The organism is Exiguobacterium sp. U13-1, assembly GCF_001750115.1.
GTDB classification, from domain to species: Bacteria; Bacillota; Bacilli; order Exiguobacteriales; family Exiguobacteriaceae; genus Exiguobacterium_A; species Exiguobacterium_A acetylicum.
Window position 1 is genome coordinate 2658806 of sequence record NZ_CP015731.1, and the last position, 17946, is coordinate 2676751.

General features: G+C 48.9%; 19 protein-coding genes and 1 other annotated feature. Of the genes, 2 read left to right on the forward strand and 17 right to left on the reverse strand.

Going from position 1 to position 17946, the window contains the following annotated elements; all coding sequences use genetic code 11:
- Positions 1-7 precede the first annotated feature (7 nt).
- Positions 8-77, reverse strand: a sequence feature (ribosomal protein L21 leader region).
- 74 nt (positions 78-151) lie between these two features.
- The 17 genes from ESP131_RS13890 to ESP131_RS13970 all read right to left on the reverse strand — a co-directional run bounded on the left by ESP131_RS13890 (position 152) and on the right by ESP131_RS13970 (position 16467).
- A complete protein-coding gene (locus tag ESP131_RS13890) occupies positions 152-1492 on the reverse strand; it encodes a ribonuclease E/G (protein ID WP_069940870.1) in 1341 nt (446 codons plus the stop codon).
- A 63-nt stretch (positions 1493-1555) separates the two neighbouring features.
- The gene (gene minD, locus ESP131_RS13895; protein WP_029342255.1) at positions 1556-2359 is read right to left on the reverse strand and encodes a septum site-determining protein MinD; all 804 of its coding nucleotides are present in this window, start codon (positions 2357-2359) and stop codon (positions 1556-1558) included.
- 50 nt (positions 2360-2409) lie between these two features.
- Positions 2410-3084 (reverse strand): septum site-determining protein MinC, encoded by a 675-nt coding sequence (locus ESP131_RS13900; protein ID WP_029342256.1) that lies wholly within the window; start codon positions 3082-3084, stop codon positions 2410-2412.
- A gap of 3 nt (positions 3085-3087) precedes the next feature.
- Positions 3088-3591 (reverse strand): rod shape-determining protein MreD, encoded by a 504-nt coding sequence (gene mreD, locus ESP131_RS13905; protein WP_023468949.1) that lies wholly within the window; start codon positions 3589-3591, stop codon positions 3088-3090.
- Positions 3584-4468 (reverse strand): rod shape-determining protein MreC, encoded by an 885-nt coding sequence (gene mreC, locus ESP131_RS13910; RefSeq protein ID WP_029342257.1) that lies wholly within the window; start codon positions 4466-4468, stop codon positions 3584-3586. Before mreC ends, mreD begins: the two co-directional genes overlap by 8 nt.
- Before the next feature lie 14 nt (positions 4469-4482).
- Complete coding sequence (locus ESP131_RS13915) at positions 4483-5517, reverse strand: rod shape-determining protein (protein WP_029342258.1); 1035 nt, start codon at positions 5515-5517, stop codon at positions 4483-4485.
- A 162-nt stretch (positions 5518-5679) separates the two neighbouring features.
- Entirely contained in the window at positions 5680-6312 is a 633-nt protein-coding gene (radC, locus tag ESP131_RS13920) for a RadC family protein (protein WP_050677672.1), read from the reverse strand.
- Between the two features lie 46 nt (positions 6313-6358).
- Positions 6359-6934, reverse strand: a complete 576-nt coding sequence (locus tag ESP131_RS13925; RefSeq protein ID WP_069940871.1) for a Maf family protein — start codon at positions 6932-6934, stop codon at positions 6359-6361.
- A gap of 107 nt (positions 6935-7041) precedes the next feature.
- Positions 7042-7773, reverse strand: a complete 732-nt coding sequence (locus tag ESP131_RS13930) for a YfgM family protein (protein WP_029342261.1) — start codon at positions 7771-7773, stop codon at positions 7042-7044.
- Positions 7770-9506, reverse strand: coding sequence for a type IV pilus biogenesis protein PilM (locus ESP131_RS13935; RefSeq protein ID WP_069940872.1), 1737 nt, complete (start codon positions 9504-9506; stop codon positions 7770-7772). The genes ESP131_RS13930 and ESP131_RS13935 overlap by 4 nt, the downstream gene beginning before the upstream one ends.
- Before the next feature lie 18 nt (positions 9507-9524).
- Positions 9525-10280: a prepilin peptidase gene (locus ESP131_RS13940; protein WP_029342263.1), complete on the reverse strand. Its 756-nt coding sequence runs from the start codon at positions 10278-10280 to the stop codon at positions 9525-9527.
- Positions 10281-10340: 60 nt separating this feature from the next.
- Entirely contained in the window at positions 10341-10865 is a 525-nt protein-coding gene (locus tag ESP131_RS13945; RefSeq protein WP_029342264.1) for a type II secretion system protein, read from the reverse strand.
- A 137-nt stretch (positions 10866-11002) separates the two neighbouring features.
- Positions 11003-12220: a type II secretion system F family protein gene (locus ESP131_RS13950; RefSeq protein ID WP_029342265.1), complete on the reverse strand. Its 1218-nt coding sequence runs from the start codon at positions 12218-12220 to the stop codon at positions 11003-11005.
- Positions 12221-12224: 4 nt separating this feature from the next.
- Positions 12225-13271 (reverse strand): type IV pilus twitching motility protein PilT, encoded by a 1047-nt coding sequence (locus ESP131_RS13955; protein WP_029342266.1) that lies wholly within the window; start codon positions 13269-13271, stop codon positions 12225-12227.
- On the reverse strand, positions 13268-14932 hold the full coding sequence (locus tag ESP131_RS13960) for a GspE/PulE family protein (protein ID WP_047393614.1): 1665 nt from the start codon (positions 14930-14932) through the stop codon (positions 13268-13270). The genes ESP131_RS13955 and ESP131_RS13960 overlap by 4 nt, the downstream gene beginning before the upstream one ends.
- An 8-nt stretch (positions 14933-14940) precedes the next feature.
- Entirely contained in the window at positions 14941-15255 is a 315-nt protein-coding gene (locus tag ESP131_RS13965) for a hypothetical protein (RefSeq protein ID WP_029342268.1), read from the reverse strand.
- Between the two features lie 15 nt (positions 15256-15270).
- Positions 15271-16467, reverse strand: coding sequence for a G5 domain-containing protein (locus ESP131_RS13970; RefSeq protein ID WP_231925640.1), 1197 nt, complete (start codon positions 16465-16467; stop codon positions 15271-15273).
- A gap of 354 nt (positions 16468-16821) precedes the next feature.
- Between ESP131_RS13970 and ESP131_RS13975 the strand changes: the two genes are divergently transcribed.
- Both ESP131_RS13975 and ESP131_RS13980 read left to right on the forward strand, forming a co-directional pair.
- The gene (locus ESP131_RS13975; protein WP_029342270.1) at positions 16822-17349 is read left to right on the forward strand and encodes a prepilin-type N-terminal cleavage/methylation domain-containing protein; all 528 of its coding nucleotides are present in this window, start codon (positions 16822-16824) and stop codon (positions 17347-17349) included.
- A complete protein-coding gene (locus tag ESP131_RS13980; protein ID WP_029342271.1) occupies positions 17312-17932 on the forward strand; it encodes a prepilin-type N-terminal cleavage/methylation domain-containing protein in 621 nt (206 codons plus the stop codon). The genes ESP131_RS13975 and ESP131_RS13980 overlap by 38 nt, the downstream gene beginning before the upstream one ends.
- Positions 17933-17946 lie beyond the last annotated feature (14 nt).

Sequence of the window (17946 nt, forward strand, 5' to 3'; positions counted from 1 at the left end):
CCTCCTCTTAGGAACTCAGACTCGCCATCACGGGCAGCGGATGCTTTAAAACCCGGTCTGTGCGGTTGTAGTCATTTGGGTGCTTCCAAACGAACTAACGTTATTCAGAATACCAAACGTTCTTCTACCTTGTCAATGCTGTTCTGAAGGATTATTCCGATCGCTTGATGAAATCGAGACAGTCCTGTGACGACCCCGTGAACAGGACCGCTGGATCGCCTTCGAGCACATGGACTTCGAGCGGTTGACGAGAGATGAATTCGTCTTGCAACAAATGCCGTGGTGCGCGAATCACGACCGCTTCCGCATAGGTCGCAATCTCAAGTAACTTCGGTTCAATCAAGCGATAGACACTCAATCGCGTCCACTGCCCGGATTCCTGTGAGCGTTCCTGTAGCGATTTCCCGTGACGTTGTCGTGTCAGTTCGCATAAGCCCATCTTCGTAAAGCCATAGACTTCGATTTGTTTCGTCTCGAGCGCCGCTCGTTCTTTGAGGAGTTGCGTCACCCGTGTCTGACCTTTACTAGAGCCACGTAAAAAATCGATCGCAATCATACCGCTAATGTTGCGCAACCGTAATTGGCGCATGACTTCGACGGCAGCCGCTTCATTGATTTGATCAAACGTCCGCTTTTGTTCCTTGACGGAGATCGTCTTCCCACTGTTGACGTCGATGACGGTCATCGTCTCGACCTCTTCAATCAAGAGATACGCTCCCCCCTCAAGCCAGACGACCCGTTGCATCGCTTTTTCAATCGCCCCATCAATGGTCTCCATCTCAGGTAAGCGCCCTTTTCGTAGCGAGCGTTCGACAGATAGACCAAGCAACTCGAGCCGTTCCTTTTCCTGACGTGTCATGACGAGCGCTTCCATGACATGGGGAAGTCGTTTTGCTTCTTGAACGATCAGTGCTTCGTCTTGTTCAAGACGCGGCGCCTGCAAAAGTTCTTTATGTCGTGTCCGTAATGACTGCAATTCTTGCTTCAATTCGTCAATTGATGCTTTTGCCGCCTCTGTCCGGTAGAGAATCCCCTCTTCTTCCGTCGTCGTCAGTTGCTCCGCCAGTTGACGCTGGATGACGAGGTCCAGCTTTCGACTGAAACGGATACGTCGACCGTATGGGAAATAGACGAGATAACGTCCACCATAGGTGATGTTCTGCGTCACCTTATGTTGCTTCGGTGCGACGCCTTCCTTAACGACCTGGACAAGTAACGTCTGTCCGACCTGGACGGCTTGCCCGATCGTCGGGACGTCCGGATAGCGACGAAGTGCTTCCACCGTTTCATTCAGCGGTAAGTAAAGCGGTGTACCGTCAGTCGCGATCAAAAAGGCTGCCCCGAGCGTCGGATGCAACCGGTCGACCTTGGCATAGACGAAAGTGCCAACCCGAATCTCGTCACGCATCCGCTCATGATATTCAATCAATCGACCGCCTTCGACCAATGCCAATCGTTCGAGTGAAGCGGTCTGTTCACTAATCCATCGCATACTGATCCCTCCAAAAAAATTAGACTAGGCACGACGATGTCGTCCTAGTCTAATTTCCCATTCTTATTTCATCCCAAGCATCTTCTTCAATTTGACGAAGAATCCTTTTTGTGGTTGTTCATTTAAATCAAGCAGTGGTACAGATTCTCCGAGAATCCGGCGGGCAATGTTCCGGTAGCCGAGTCCAGCCCGGTTATCCGGATTCATCGTCACAGGCACACCGCGGTGTGAAGCAGCGATTACTTCTTCATCATCGATGATCAGACCAAGCAAATCGATCGAAAGGATACGCATGATCTCATCGATGTCGAGCATGTCACCTGATGCCATCATATGCGAACGCACCCGGTTGATGACGAGTTTCGGAACGATGTTACGTTCTGAGCGTTCGAGCATCCCGATGATCCGGTCCGCATCCTGAACGGCTGCTTTTTCCGGTGTCGTCACGACGACGGCTTCATCCGCTCCAGCGATTGCATTCATGAAGCCTTGCTCGATTCCTGCAGGGCAATCGATCAAGACGAAGTCGTATTCGAGTTTCAATGTATCGATGATTGCCTTCACCTGTTCGGGTGTGACGGAGGACTTATCCTTTGATTGAGCAGCAGGCAACAGATACATCTCTTCAAAACGTTTATCGCGGACGAGTGCTTGGTGCAACTTACATTGCCCTGTCACGACGTCAACGATGTTATAGATACTCCGGTTATCGAGACCAAGCACGATATCCAGATTACGTAACCCGATATCCGTATCGACGAGGCAAACGGAATGTCCCATCAATGCAAGTGCTGTTCCGATGTTTGCAGTCGTCGTTGTCTTTCCGACGCCACCTTTACCGGATGTGACGACGATGGCGCGTCCCATGTTCGTCTTCGCCTCCATATGTACCTGTTCTTTCACTTGTTCCATATCCGTCACCCTCTTTCACTATCAATCGCAAACTGATCCATCCGCGCGAGCGGAACGGTTTGAAGGCGGGAGAATTCGACCCCGTCTTCGCCTAAAAATGCACAACCCATATCGAGAGCTGGAATCGGTGCGTCGTCCGGTTCTTCGTGGACGGTGCCAGCGACTGCGACCCACTTCGGCTGCAATACACTCGCCGCAATGACGGCTTCCGCATTGCCACCTTTTCCTGCATGAACGGTACCACGTAAAGCACCGAGACAATAGATACTTCCTGTCGCATGGACGACCGCACCTGGATTGATATCTCCGATGATGACGATCGAACCTTCGACGTCTAATACGTGCCCACTGCGTGCCGTTCCACCGAAGTAATGAAACGTTCGCTCTCCGTACAAGGCTTTTGCCTCGTCCTTCGTGATGCACTCACTGTCATAGCCTTTGAAAGAGAAGGAATCATGTCGCGCGACGATAGATTCGACGGCCGTCAACACTCCTTCATCGACATAACGTCGACCGAAGAAGAAGGTAATCGGTACGGCGCGTCCGTTCTCGACGGATTTGTCCGCAAGCGTCAACTCTAAATCGTCAAGAAATTCATCCACACTGCACCTTTCATTCACATAGACGGCGAGGCCACCACGATGACCTTTCATCGTTACATAACGTTTACGCTCAATCATGACTCATCCTCTTTTCTCGTCAAGGGTCGACTGCACGAGTCGGGTCATCGGATAATACAGGATGATGATCCCGATCAGCTGGGCAACCAGACTCCTTGGAATGATCTGTGTCGCGAGTTCCTGGAAGGAGACTCCGACACCTACGACCGAAGCCGTAAAGAAATATATATCGAGCTCATACAAAATGGCACTGAACGTGAACGTGACAAGAATCGTCAATACGTTCTCCTTTACATATTTTAGCACGAAGCTACTAAAAAGCGGAATGGCGGATAACGCAAATAAGTAAATGCCGATGATATCCGAGTACACGAAATCATACAGCAATCCAAAGACGAGTCCGAATCCGAGTGCCTGTTCAAGTTTTCCATACCGACCGAGGAACATTAGACCAATCAATGTCGCATGGATGACGTACGGTGAACCGTCTCCGAGTGGTCCTGCGAACAGCGTTCCTTCTAAGATAAAAAGAAGGAACACGGCGAAAAACAACTTAACGTTATTCACGAGTGTCCCCTCCCTTATCGGTCTCAGCGAAAGGTTCCTTCGCTTCGCGCTCAATCACGAAGACATGACCGAACTGTTCGAAGTCTGCTGCCGGTTTGACGTATGCGATTTTCGAAGCCCCATACTGATCGGATTTCACTTCCTCGATTTTTCCGATGACGATTCCGCTCGGATACTTTCCACCAAGACCGGACGTCGTGACGGTCTGCCCTTTTTTCAGCTTCGCGTCATTCGGAATTTTCGTGAACTTGAGTAATTTCGTCTCCTCATCAAAGCCTTCGATTGTACCGAAGACTCCTTTTCCTTTCGTGTCGTCTGCCGTTGCCGAGACATTATTCGTCCGACTCGTATCTGACATCAACTGCACGAGGGATGTATACGCACTCGCCTGGATGACGCGACCGATCAGTCCATCTGCTGTTACGACGGCCATGTTCGGCTTGACTCCTTTTTGTTCGCCGATGTTAATCGTAACGAACCGTTGCCATTCGGACGATGTCCGACCGATCATCTCTGCTGGTAACAATTTATAGTCGCGAATCGATCCGTTCAGGTCGAGCATATCTTTCAATTCTTTATTCTCACGTTCTAGATCACGGACTTTGACGGCATTACCGGCATAGTCACTTAAACGTGATTTCAAGTGTTCGTTCTCTTTGTACACGTCACGCACTTCTTTAATCGAAGTGACCGTATCATCAATCCAGCCAATCGGTGTCGCGAAAAGGCGTTGACCGACGCCCACGGTATCCCGCACGAAGCTTTGATACCAGTGGGATTGGTTACGCCCTTGTAGCGAAATCCCGATTAAGATCACCAAAAGGAGAAAACTAAGGAGTGTGATGAGCAGTTTTCGATTATTTAAAAATCGCTTCATCGCTCATCCCGTCCTTATCTTTTTTGCGAGATGCCTGATTTCGAACGAAGGACATTCATCATCTCGAGTGATTTTCCTGTACCGATTGCGACACAATCGAGTGCGTTTTCCGCAACGAGTGTCAAAATGCGTGTTTCGTCTTCGATGACAGCGTCGAGGTTCTTCAAGAGTGCCCCACCGCCTGTCAAGACGATACCGCGGTCCATGACGTCTGCTGATAATTCAGGAGGCGTCTGCTCAAGCGTATGTTTGACACCTGCAAGAATCGCTTCGACTGTATCCGAGAGTGCGTCACAAATTTCAGCACTTGTGACTTCAATCTGTTTCGGAAGACCTGTGACGAGATCACGTCCACGGATTTCCATCGTTTCGTTTTCTGACTCTTCATCGATGCGAGCGTAACCGATCGTCATTTTCAACGTCTCAGCTGTCCGCTCCCCGATCATCAAGTTGTATTTCGATTTGATGTAACGAATGATCGACTCATCCATCTCATCACCACCGACACGGATCGATTGGCTCGTGACGATACCACCGAGTGAGATGACAGCAACTTCTGTCGTACCACCACCGATATCAACGACCATCGATCCTGTTGGTTCTGAAACCGGAAGACCAGCACCGATTGCTGCTGCGAATGGTTCTTCGATCGTGTACGCTTCACGCGCACCTGCAAGTTTCGCTGCATCTTCGACCGCACGTTTTTCGACCGATGTGATTCCACTTGGTACACAGATCATGACGTTCGTCTTAGAAGAGAACAAGCCTTTTTTCTTCGAAGCTTGATCCATGAAATATTTGATCATCGTAGCGGTTGTTTCATAATCCGCGATAACCCCGTCTTTCATCGGGCGTCGTGCAGTCACGTTACCCGGCGTACGACCGATCATGTTTTTCGCCGCGTTACCGACAGCTTCAATTTTCCCTGTATCCGTACGGAAGGCGACGACGGACGGTTCGCGGACGACGATTCCTTGCCCCTTTACATACACAAGCGTGTTAGCCGTACCTAAGTCAATGCCGATTTCACGGCTGAATGATCCAAACATTATTCAAAAAACCCCTCTCTGAGAATACACTTCACTAATTATAACGGAAAAGCCTTCATTGGAAAGCGTTAAAACGTTACAGCTTGTTTACAGTTCGCCTTAGAAAACACACAAAAAAACGTCTGACGGAAAGAATCGAAGCTTTCCCTTCAGACGTTATTCTTACATAAATCCGCGCTGTTTCATACTAATAAATTGTCCATGCCCGATGATGATGTGGTCAAGACAACTGATTCCAATGAGTCGTCCCGCCTCAACGAGTCGCTCAGATACCTCGATATCTTCCCGACTTGGCGTCGGGTCACCGGACGGATGATTGTGGACGGCGATGAAGTTCGCAGCCGAGCAGCGAATCGCTTCCCGGAAGACGTCTCGCGGGTGGACGATCGACGTGTTCAATCCTCCGATGAATAACGTCTTTTTCGAGACGACCTCATTTTTCGTATTCAAATACAGGCAGATGAAGTGTTCCTGCTGATAGAGGCGCATCTCTTCTAACAACAGTTCGGCGGCGTCTTCCGGTGAGCGGATCGTCGGTCGCACCCATTTGGGTTCCGTGACGAGCCGTCGACCGAGTTCTAGTCCAGCCATGATTTGTAGTGCCTTCGCCTTCCCGACCCCCGGTGCTTTTTCGAGCCCACCGACTCCCGCTGCCTCGAGTTCGATCAATGAAGGATAGATGTGCAGTAATTCTTCCGCGATTTCAAGCGGTGTCCGGTCGCGCGTCCCACTTCGGACGAGACACGCCAGCAACTCGACTGTCGTCGCTTGTGCCAAGCCTTTCAACTGAACCATATCCTTCGGCCATTCAATCACAGCATCCGACCTCTCTGTTTCAGGATTACGCAAACATCGGCTTGATCGCAAAGGACGCGAGACGTTTTGTGATCTCGTGGATCGGCAGTCCGACGACATTGTAATAATCGCCCTCGATTGCCTCGACGAATAGACCACCCATCGCTTGGATACCATATCCGCCCGCTTTATCGTAGGGCTCGATCGTCGCAATATAGCCTTCGATCCACTCGCCTGGTAATGCACCAAAACGGACGTACGTTGTCACGTCGAACGTCTCTTCCTTCTCTCCGAAGCGAATCGTCACGCCTGTCACGACTTCATGAGCACGTCCTGACAGACGCGCAAGCATCGCCCGCGCTTCAGAAATATCCGCCGGCTTCTCAAGAATCATGTCATCAATTGCGACGACCGTATCGGCAGCCAGAATGACACCATCTGCTGTAATCGCTCGCGCTTTCTTTTGCGATAGATGACGGACGTACTCGTGTGGTGACATCGGATACGGTGCCTCTTCGACGACGTTCGCCGGTACGACTTCATGAGGAATTCCGATTTGTTGCAGGAGCTCCGTCCGGCGTGGTGAAGCCGACGCGAGAATCAAGTGTGGTTGCGTTATCATCAGTATCACGTTCTTTCCCGTTAATTTCGAATCGGATAATTCGAGTCATCGTTTAGTCTAACAAAAAACAAGCGGTCCCTAACAGAGTAGGAACCGCCAAATGAACCTTAATTTCCTGTCACATCGACAAATGGATCCGACTTCGGTGTCTTCTCCTCGAGTGGCGTTTGTTTATCCGGCGTCAACTTCGTCAAATCCGGACGATAATACGACTCGATCTCGACTGTGAATGAGAGCATCTCATCCTCAAGTAAGACTGTTCCACTGCCTGGACCCGGCTCTTCCGGTCCCGACAACTGGATTTGGCGTAAGACCGTGATTCGATCCGTCCGCTCGATTTGCTTCAGGAATGCCATTAATTCAACATACGACGGGGCTTCGACTGTTAGTGATGCCGGAAGCGGTGTTGCATTCGCTGTGGTCGTTCCCGTCGTTGCAGATGAAGCTGCAGCTGCCTGATCAGACTCCGTCGCCATCGCTCCGTCAACAGCAGGTGTTGAGGTCACCGGTGACTGTGGTGCTGTCTCTGTCGCCTGACCAAACGTGATCGACTGGACTTTGACACCAGCAATCTGACTCGATGCGTTGATCGCATCGATGACATCATCGTTCGATGCCGTCACCGGGACTTTTTGTTGGAGAAAACTCGACTCAGCGACGTCGACTTTCTGCTCGTTCGCTTTCGCTTGTTCGAGTACCATCTGTTCCCGCTTCAGCGTCGCTTCTTTTTCTTGCAACGTTTGGTGTGTCGTATAGGTCGTATAACCGAAGTAACCAACCGCACCGAGGACGATCAAGATCGTTAGACCGAGGAGGATGAAGCTACTATAACGTTTCAATTGTCCGTCACCTCCTCGATTTCAGTCGTTACATTCGGATCAGTCGTCTCCGTCGTATCGGTCTCAGGAGTCGCTTCCGTCGAGCCATCCGTTTCCGATTCAGACGGCTGATCTTCTTTTGGTACTTCCGGATCAGCCTCGTTCGTCTCACCTTTGACGACTTCCGTCGGGTTGACGTTTAACGAGAATTGTCCGATATAACGGGGTTCTTCTGATTTGGCATCTTCAGACGGTGTAATTTCCGTCGTCGGGACTTCTTGTCCGGTCGTCGGATCAACCGTCGTTGTCGTGACGACGTCGGCCTTTTCATTCATCGTCCGTGTCGTCACACTCGTAAGATTCGTTCCTGAGAAGACTTTATCCGTCAGTAACTCGCGATAAAAATCGTTCAGTTCATCAAGTGTCTCGAACTGGGTCGTCATCGTCACGGCATGATCTGCACCGTACGCAAATTGAAGAATGTAACCGCGTTCCGGGAGATAACGGGTAATCCGCTCAAGTGTTGGTACAGCAGGACGAGGCGTCGTCTCAAGTCCTTCGACCGTCTGTTTAAGTTGTGCAACTTCTTGTTTCGCCGATTGATCCGATTCCGACTGCAGCTGACGAACGATCTGGATTTGATCATTCGTCGATTCGACGCGATCCGCGAATTGATCGGTTTGCCAGTAGAGATAGCCACCGGCGAGTCCCCCGAACAATAAGAGGATCAATGAAGCGACGAGTGGGTACTTCGGTGCTTCATCGTTTTCGGGTAACAAGTTGATGCGGTCTTTTCGCGGTGAAGCAAGACCAGCAAGCGGTAAGTAGGCTCGTGGAATCGACTGTCCGTCGATCGTCATCATGTCAGGAATCTCATCAAGGTTTAAATCGAAGTTCGACCGGAAACGCGTCGCCAGTTCATCTCGGAACGGGAAGTCGCCGGCAAGGACGACGTTCGTGATTTCCCGTCCTTCGCGCGCGAGCGAAAAGCGATAGAAATCGAGCACTCGTGAGAACTCGAGCAACATCTCGTCTAAGACGAGTTCAACCGTCGGATCATCCGAACGGTAACGATAATGCAATTGATCATCGATGACATTAACATCCCACGCGTCAGCCGCAAACGTATCAACGGAGCGAATCAGACGCGGCACGTGATCTTCGATGATGATCAACTGGTGGTTCGTTGCATTCGCATTCCAGATCAATAATGTATCGGCTTCTGTCGTGACCGGATGATGGGCTTCGATCCCGAAATAGGTCGCGAGTGGTTGAGGTTCAGCTGCGACCAGTCGTAAATGCTTTTGTTTGAACAGTTGCGTATATTGCTTCAGCGCCTCGTTTGGCGCGGCATAGAGCATGATTTCTCGCTTGCCGTCTTCTTCCAGAACCGTGTAATCAAAATACGGTTCTTCAAACGGCAAGACGATACTATGTCCAATTTCCATGAATAAGTAACCGCGGATTTGATTCGTCTCGATCGTCTCCGGGATATCAAGTTTCCGAGCGAGAACGAGTGAACCATCGAGTGCCAGCACCGCTTGCGAGCCACGTGGTACTTTCAGCTTCGTCAGTAACCCGTCAAAGATGAAATCAAGCGAGGCTTCGGGTTGCAACCAGCCTCCTTGCAGTGTTCCCGGCGGCAGCGCGACGACTGCCTGGCGCTTGATGACGCCTTTTTTGACGACTGCACCGAAAATTGCGACATCGGTGAAATTAAAGTAGATATATGTACCTTTACGCCGTTGCGCCATATGTACGTTCTTCCTTTCTTAAAGCAGTAAATCGAGGTACCACGATACCCAATCATCCGCAAAATAATATGTCAGTAAGGTCCCGACGGCAATCGACGGGACGAAGGGAATTGGTTGTTTCCGTTTCACGCGTCCGAGTCCAAGTAACGTTAAACCAAGAACGGAACCGACGAATGCCGAGACGAACAAGGCAATGACGACGTGAAGCGGTCCAAGGAAGATTCCGAGCAGTCCGAACAGCTTGACATCCCCTGCTCCCATACCACGCCGGGAAGCAAGAAAGATGACAAACAATAGAACGAACCCGACGATTCCACCAATAATTGGATTATACCAGTTTTCGAGTGGAGAAAGGTAGCGCACAATCAAGGCAATCGGCAAAAAGATCAGCAAAATTTTATTCGGGATCAGCATGTAGGCTAAGTCCGACATCGTCAGGATGAACAGTAGGCTTGTCAGGACGAGCGTCAATGCGAGTTCCATCGACCAGCCGAACTGCCAGAAGGCATAGGCATAGAGGATTCCTCCGAGTAATTCAAGCGCTGGATACTTGATTGAGATCGGTTGTCCGCAAGAGCGGCATTTGCCGCCAAGCAGTGCATAGCCGAGTACTGGCGTCAGTTCGAGCGGTCCTAAGACATGTCCACACGTCGGACAATGAGAGCGCGGATGAACGATCGACTCCCCGACCGGAACGCGCAGACCGACGACGTTCGTAAACGACGTGATGAGTAAGCCTAATAAGAAAAAATATACCGTGAAGACGATCGTCATGACACGACCTCCCTTTCAAAAAAGTTCAGAAAAAAACCCCCGAGGAGGGGGTGGTAATTATTACTTTTCTTTTACTCCACTGCGCTTTAATGCTGAAGGAGCTGAAGCACTAAAATAAGTATAATCTGTTGATTTACTAGTTAACGTGACTGCATATGTGTATGAACCATTTTTCTCAGTGACAACTACATATGAATCTTTATAGTCTGCATCAGAGTTCAATGCATCCTTCATATCATCAATATACTTTTTCAAAGAGTCTGTGCGTGGTGCTGCTGCAGTACCTTTAGTAACATCGTTAGCCACGATAGCGTCGTTATTGTCATTAACCCCAACTTTTACTGTTTCACCAGGCTGAACAGGATTCGAAGATGTATAAAGTTTTGCTGCAGCTACTAATTGCTTCGCATCCGAAACAACTGCATCCTTACGTGAGTTCTCAATCAATCCACCGATTGCGACGACAGCGATTGCTGCAATGATTCCTAAGATAACGACGACGACGAGTAACTCGATCAACGTCAACCCGCGCTCATCACGCATTTGTTTTGCATCTAACCAGATTTCTTTTAAACGTTCTACCATTACATTATGCCTCCCTAGTACTTTTTTACTGTTTTTGGCTAGTAGGTAATACTATCCAGACGAATACTATTATAGTAGCACCATATTTTTTGTAGATTATGTCTTTTTTTCACAACAGGTAAATGTTTTTACAATTGTCAACTTGCTTGGATATCCGAGTAAATTTTAAACATCGGTACGACGACGGCAATGACGATGACCCCAACGATGGCAGCGAGGACAACAATCAGCAACGGCTCAATAATCGACTTTAATCGGTCCGTCGTCGTCTCGACTTCTGTCTCATAGAAGTTTGCGACTTCCGTCAACATCGTATCAAGACGCCCTGATTCTTCGCCAATCGCAATCATCTGCGTGACGAGCGGTGGAAAATATTTGTTTTTCTCAAGCGGCTCGTGCATCGGAATTCCGCGTGACATCGCTTCATTGGCACTCGCAATCCCCTTCCGGATGATCCGATTCGTGACGATCCGTTCCGTGATGTCGAGCGATGCCAGGATCGGGACCGAAGCGTTCAACAATACTGATAGTCCACGCGTCATCAAGGCAATTTGCGATTTTTGGATCAATGGACCAAAGACTGGAACCATCAATAAGAATCGATCAAAGAATAAACGTTGCCGTTCGTTTTTTAAATTGAAATACAGTAAGCCAATCAATCCGAAGGCAATCAGTAATAGTACCCACCAATAAGCGACGAAGAAGTCGGATACTGCGACGACGAGCTTCGTGATCAATGGTAGTTCACTACCGAGCTGATCGAAGATCGATGCAAAGGTCGGCACGACGTTCATCATCAAGAAAACGACGACTCCAACGGCAACGAGTGAAACGACCGCAGGATAAATCAACGCCGAGATGACCTTCCGTTTAATTTCGTACTGCTTTTCAAGTTGAGTGACGATGTTATCGAGTGCTTCCTCGAGATTACCACTCGCCTCTCCCGCCATCGCCATACTGACGAAGAACGTATCAAAGACACGTGGATGCTTTTCGATTGCTTGCGAAAACTGGATCCCACTTCGCAAATCGTCCTCGACCTCAACGAGTGCCCGTTCAAGTGGTTTCGACTCCGTCTGCTTGCGTAGAATTTCCGTCGCCTTGACGATTGAGACACCGGACCGCACGAGGGTCGCGAACTGCCGCGCATACATGACGAGATGTTCGATTTTCGGTTTGGCACTGAGAAACGTAATCTCGGTGTTCAAGCCTTTCGATTCTTGTTTTTCAAGCGAGGTCACAGCAATCTGATCCGTCCGCAACCGTTCTGCAGCTTCTCGTTTCGTCAGTGCTGTAATCTTGCCTTTCTTTCGTTTGCCGGCAATCGTCCGACCTTCATAAATGAATACTGCCATGTGTTCACCCCGATATGTACGGTGATGCAGCAGAAGCCGGAATCAATCCCCGACTGACGAGATCCTGCAATGCCATCTGCATCGTCTGCATGCCGTATTGTTTACCCGTCTGCAGGACGGATTGAATCTGATATTCCTTACCGGTCCGAATCAAGTTCGAGACAGCTGGTGTATCGACCATGATTTCAAGGGCTGCGACGCGTCCAGTTCCATCCGAACGCGGCATCAGGCGTTGCGAGACGACACCCGCAAGAACGTTTGCGAGTTGAGCCCGAATCTGATCTTGTTGCTCTGACGGGAAAACATCGATGATCCGGCTGACTGTCGAGGCAGCCGTCGACGTATGGACCGTTGCAAAGACGAGGTGACCAGTTTCTGCTGCTGTCACGGCGGTCGCGATCGTTTCAAGGTCTCGCATCTCTCCAAGCAAAATGACATCCGGATCTTGACGGAGCGCTGACCGTAATCCAGTCGCAAAGCGCGGCGCATCAATCCCGATTTCCCGCTGATCAATAAGACTTTTATGATGACTATGTAAGTACTCAATCGGATCCTCCAGCGTAATGATCCGTTTATACATCGTCTGATTAATTTCATTGATCATCGCTGCAAGCGTCGTCGATTTTCCGGAACCCGTCGGACCCGTCACGAGAATCAAGCCGTGTGGTTTCGTTAAGAATCGCTTTAAGACAGGCGGCAACGCTAATTGCTCAAGCGTTGGCACCTCGGTAGGAATCGTTCGAAACGCCATCGACAAAGCGCCCCGTTGGTAAAAACAGTTGACCCGGTACCGGGCGACACCGGTCACACCGAACGAAAAATCGATATCCCGGTCCTGCTTCAGCTGTTGATACATTTCTTCCGTGATCAACGACTGAACAAATCCATCAATGATGATCGGTTTCATCTTTTCTGTTCCAAACGGTGTCAACGTTCCGTTGATCCGAAAGACGGGCGGTGATCCCGCCGTCAAGTGAACATCGGATGCGCCTCGCTCTTTCGACGAACGTAAAATATCTTCGATTTGTGCCCGTTCGATCGTACTGTTCATTCTGAAATCACCGTCCGTAAAATCTCTTCTGTCGTCGTAATCCCATCTGCGACTTTGGTTAGACCATCTGCAAGCAGGAACCGTTGACCTTGTTCCTTGACATACGCTGTGATATCACTTTCCGTCGATTGGTTCATGATCATCCGACGTAACACTTCGTCGACCATGATGACCTCTTGAATCGCAACCCGTCCGCGGTACCCCGTCATATTACAAGACGAGCAACCACGTCCACGCATGACCGTTGTCGCTTCAATTCTCTCTTGATCAAATAACTCTTGCTCTCGTTTTGAAATCGGATGGACTTCGCCACAATCACGACAAACACGGCGAACGAGTCGTTGTGCAATCAATCCACTGACAGAAGCAGCTACGAGGAACGGTTCCACTCCCATGTCGATCAATCGCGTAATCGAACTAACGGCAGAGTTCGTGTGCAAAGTCGAAAGAACCAAGTGTCCTGTCAGCGAGGCACGAATCGAAATCTCAGCCGTCTCAATATCTCGAATCTCCCCGACCATGACGACGTTCGGATCCTGACGAAGGATCGAGCGAAGACCACTCGCAAACGTCAAACCAATCTTCGCATTGACTTGAACCTGGTTGATCCCATCGACCTGGTACTCGACTGGATCTTCGACAGTGATGATGTTGCGCGACTCGTCATTCAACTCATTTAAGGCGGCATACAACGTCGACGATTTCCCGGAACCGGTCGGACCAGTAATCAAGATAATCCCGTTCGGACGCTTCAACATCTCCCGGAACTGTGCTTCATTCCGCGAACTAAAACCGATTTTTGAAATCGAGATGTTCGAGTTCGAGCTGTCAAGAATCCGGATAACGACCTTTTCACCGTAAACGGTCGGCAAGGTCGAGACACGGAAATCATATGGTAATCCGTTAAAGACATATTTAATCCGTCCATCCTGTGGCAAGCGTGACTCGGTGATATCTAGTTCACTCATGACCTTGATCCGGGTCGTCAGAATGCTTTGGATCTGTTTCGGATAGTTGTTCTCCGTTCGTAATTCTCCATCAATCCGGATTCGGATCGTCATCGACGTTTCCTGTGGATCCATATGAATATCTGATGCACGCTGGGCAATCGCGTTCTCTAAAATTTGATTGACGAGCCGGATGATGGGTGCATCTTCGCGTGTCACGACATCACGGGATTGATCCGACTCCATCATGTCATCGGATTCGAGTAGCTCCCGTAACGACGAATCAATGTCGTAGTATTTCAGAATCGTTCGTCTGATTTCGTCACGCGTCGCGATTCCGACATCGATTGATAGACCGGTCTGCATCCGCAAATCATCGATCGCGATCAAATCCATCGGATCCGCCATGGCGATGAATAGACGATTTCCTTCCCGGTAGACCGGGACGAGCGTATGTCGCTGTGCGAGGTCTTTTGAAATCAGTTTCGTGACAGCGACGTCAACTGGATAGTTGTACAGCTGGATGATCGGAATCTTCAATTGGTGATGTAGCGCCTCTAGTAATTGTTGTTCCGTCAAGTGACCAAGTCGAAGGAGTGCATCCCCGAGTTTTTCGGTCGATCGTTTAACCGTCAACGCCTCTTCGACTTGTTGCTCCGTCACGAGGCTTTCTTCGATCAACATTTCCCCTAAACGTTTTCGTTTCATTGCCATTTAACGTGTCATCCTTCCGCGTGCCATGTTTCTTCTTCCTCTAACACATCCGGTTTTTGATGTTTTTCATCCATTACACTCGTCACTGCTGCCGTCAACAGACATAGGACGACAATTCCGACGAGGACGAGTGGGTTCGTAATCCAGTCGAGCTGGATGCTGAAGTAGATCAACGTTACGATCAAAATTGCCGCAACGGATAAAATCGCTTTCGTCGTCACGGTCGTCACGTAAGGAATCGTCACCGCAAACATCAGACCACAGATGATCGTCGCTAGACCGATAATGATACCGAGTTCAATTGCTATCGTCGTCCAGTTCATCTTTTTTCCTCCTTCTTATCCAACAGGTTCCCCTGTTGTTTCACCTTCTACTGGTGAAGCAGGATCACCCGTTTCATTACTATCTGGTGTGTCGGGTGTCGTCGGACTTGTCGGAGACGTTGGTGTATCTGGCGTCTCGACGCCATCTGTCTGCGGCTCATCCGTTGTTTGGTCATTATTTGTATCCGTTGAATCATTGGAATCATTCGTATCTGTCGAATCATCGGAGTTCGTGTCGTCTTCCGGTTCAGGTACGACGACAGGTGCTTGTTCTTCTTGACTACTCTTTGTGACGATTGCCGGGATGGCGCTGTAGAAATCAAGAGACAATAACTGCTTCTTCTCCCCTTGAGCCGTCTTCGTCACGCGATAGACTTCAATCGATTTCCCTTCTTCTCCCGCTTGTGTATCACTCGTCGTTCCTGCCGTGAGCGTTGCAGAATAACGTGTGATCGTCCGGAATGGAATCATTTTTTCGCCTTCAAGGACGGTCGTGACCGTTTCTTTGAACGGTGTGCCTCGCAATTCAAGCGTGACATCGCTTCCGTTTTGGGTCGCAATGACACGATAGATGGATGCTTGTGTATTACGAACGGCAAAATCTGTTTTTTCGTCAATTTTGACATCGTATCCCAGTGTGACGCCGTCTGGTAATGCCGCATGCGGCATCCGTTCGACGATTTCAAATGGCGTTTTTGCAAACAATTCGTATAACTTGCTACCGACATACGATCCCGCGACTGCATCCATACCGTACGTCTTGACATTCATCAATTGTCCCGGCTTGATTTCCACATTCATCATTGCTGTGATCATCTGTTCTTCAGCAGCAGAACGCGTCGAGAACGAAACCGTTGAAACGACCTCACCTGTTGGATCGACTGCAGCATCCGATTGAGCAGGATCAAAGTTTCCTTCCTGTAACGTTTTGCTCGTATCGATTAACCATGTCTTAAAGGTAACGAGTTGCTCATCCGAGTAACTGATTGGCTGCGTCGCTAGAAAATTCTCAAGCGACGCTTCATCTACCGTCACCATCAAGTCTCCGCCTTTTTTCAAAGAAGCTTTTTTGACAGAATCAGCGGCGTTGATCGTCACGACTTCTGTTGGAATCGGTGTCGTCTCTTCTCCCGTTCCAGTCGTCAGCGGCGCTTTCTTCGTCCACTCCGTAATCGCTTTCTCAACTTTCGATTGTGCTTCCTTTCGATCCATGCCACTGACTGGAACCGATCCAATCCGTGCCGTCTCAGAAAACGTCGTCGGTGCCGTTGCTTTACCGGTAAAGGAAATCAAGGCAAACGATGGTACGTAAATCAGAGCTATTAGTACAAGGAGTAAAAGTGTATGTATAACAAAACGCTTCGGATTAATCATCATCTGTTTCCTTTCTGTATGAATTTAATCATTTCAGGTGCCTAGTATTTCCATTATAATGAATATTATGATGAAACATAAGTCCTATCCTGACAAATCCTTTCATGATCTGTGAATAGGTGCTGTTTTTGATTTTCTAGAAAATCATTTAGGATCTTTCATCCTCATCTATCATGAAGTAGAGGTGAATCCATGCAACGCGAGCAAGGCGGTTTTTCGCTAATCGAAGTATTAGTCAGTATTACGATCTTATCTATCATATCGGTCTCTCTGATCAGCATTTTTTCTCAGTCACTAGCTGCCTCACGCGACAGTACAGAGTTGACGTTTGCGAATTATTTGGCAAAAAACGCAACCTCTTATATCAAGCGAGAAGCTTTAGAAGCGACAAGTGATGAACCCTTCGCCTTCAGTTCTCTATCTACACAGGCAGACAAAGCTACTTATCTGAATGGAAAATATGTCATTCCAGAGCCTACGTCTCCTTCTTGTGAACTATCGGCTATTTGCTCATCAATCTTTACTAATCCTGAAATCAATAATATTGCCTTTGAAGTCAAATACAGTGTGACTCCTCGGAAACTCGAAGGAGTCGTTAATCCGAATCTTCTGGACCTCCATGTATTCGTTTACATAGAAGGAACAACTGAACCGATTACATCATTGAAAGGATCGATTACGAATGCGACGCTCAATCAAAGTTTTCCGACAACAAAATGACGGCTTCTCGCTCGTCGAACTACTCGTCGCCATCGTCATCGCCTCGATTTTCAGTGCTGTCATCCTGACGGTATTCATCTCTGGTACGAAAAGCTTTCGGGCAACAGGAATCATCAGTGAACTGCGTAGTGAAGCTGATAGCCGCGTCGGTATCATATTAAATGAAATCGGTGGATTTGATGCAATCCGAATCGATGAAGCAAAACAGCTATCGTTTTATAAAAGAACACTTCCTGTCTTAAACGCCGACACCGGTCTACTTGAACGCGCCAGTGGATTTGAACCTTTTAACGCAACAGAAGAAGCATCTTCTTCAGAGAAGGAAGTGACACCAGTTCGTTATACGTTCGCAGAACAAACTTTAGACAGCACCGAACTAACGTACGAATCGACACCACAGTCGATCGACGACCAAACGGAATTACTTCAAACTTTTAAGTTATCGAGTCCCGAGTATCAAACCATTACATCAGGAACATATCCGGGGCGCTATGTCATTCACGGGATTTTAACGATTACAACTACGATTCAATCGACAGATCAAGAAGAAGTCCAGACCTTCACGAGTACGATTGGATTTTAACTCAGAAAGGAACA

Bases quoted from the DNA above. Each gene is read 5' to 3' on its own strand.
- ESP131_RS13890 (WP_069940870.1), bottom strand. From the start codon at position 1,492: ATGCGATGGATTAGTGAACAGACCGCTTCACTCGAACGATTGGCATTG.
- minD (WP_029342255.1), bottom strand. From the start codon at position 2,359: ATGGGACGCGCCATCGTCGTCACATCCGGTAAAGGTGGCGTCGGAAAG.
- ESP131_RS13900 (WP_029342256.1), bottom strand. From the start codon at position 3,084: ATGATTGAGCGTAAACGTTATGTAACGATGAAAGGTCATCGTGGTGGC.
- mreC (WP_029342257.1), bottom strand. From the start codon at position 4,468: ATGAAGCGATTTTTAAATAATCGAAAACTGCTCATCACACTCCTTAGT.
- ESP131_RS13915 (WP_029342258.1), bottom strand. From the start codon at position 5,517: ATGTTTGGATCATTCAGCCGTGAAATCGGCATTGACTTAGGTACGGCT.
- radC (WP_050677672.1), bottom strand. From the start codon at position 6,312: ATGGTTCAGTTGAAAGGCTTGGCACAAGCGACGACAGTCGAGTTGCTG.
- ESP131_RS13925 (WP_069940871.1), bottom strand. From the start codon at position 6,934: ATGATAACGCAACCACACTTGATTCTCGCGTCGGCTTCACCACGCCGG.
- ESP131_RS13935 (WP_069940872.1), bottom strand. From the start codon at position 9,506: ATGGCGCAACGGCGTAAAGGTACATATATCTACTTTAATTTCACCGAT.
- ESP131_RS13940 (WP_029342263.1), bottom strand. From the start codon at position 10,280: ATGACGATCGTCTTCACGGTATATTTTTTCTTATTAGGCTTACTCATC.
- ESP131_RS13945 (WP_029342264.1), bottom strand. From the start codon at position 10,865: ATGGTAGAACGTTTAAAAGAAATCTGGTTAGATGCAAAACAAATGCGT.
- ESP131_RS13950 (WP_029342265.1), bottom strand. From the start codon at position 12,220: ATGGCAGTATTCATTTATGAAGGTCGGACGATTGCCGGCAAACGAAAG.
- ESP131_RS13955 (WP_029342266.1), bottom strand. From the start codon at position 13,271: ATGAACAGTACGATCGAACGGGCACAAATCGAAGATATTTTACGTTCG.
- ESP131_RS13960 (WP_047393614.1), bottom strand. From the start codon at position 14,932: ATGGCAATGAAACGAAAACGTTTAGGGGAAATGTTGATCGAAGAAAGC.
- ESP131_RS13965 (WP_029342268.1), bottom strand. From the start codon at position 15,255: ATGAACTGGACGACGATAGCAATTGAACTCGGTATCATTATCGGTCTA.
- ESP131_RS13970 (WP_231925640.1), bottom strand. From the start codon at position 16,467: ATGGATCGAAAGGAAGCACAATCGAAAGTTGAGAAAGCGATTACGGAG.
- ESP131_RS13975 (WP_029342270.1), top strand. From the start codon at position 16,822: ATGCAACGCGAGCAAGGCGGTTTTTCGCTAATCGAAGTATTAGTCAGT.
- ESP131_RS13980 (WP_029342271.1), top strand. From the start codon at position 17,312: ATGCGACGCTCAATCAAAGTTTTCCGACAACAAAATGACGGCTTCTCG.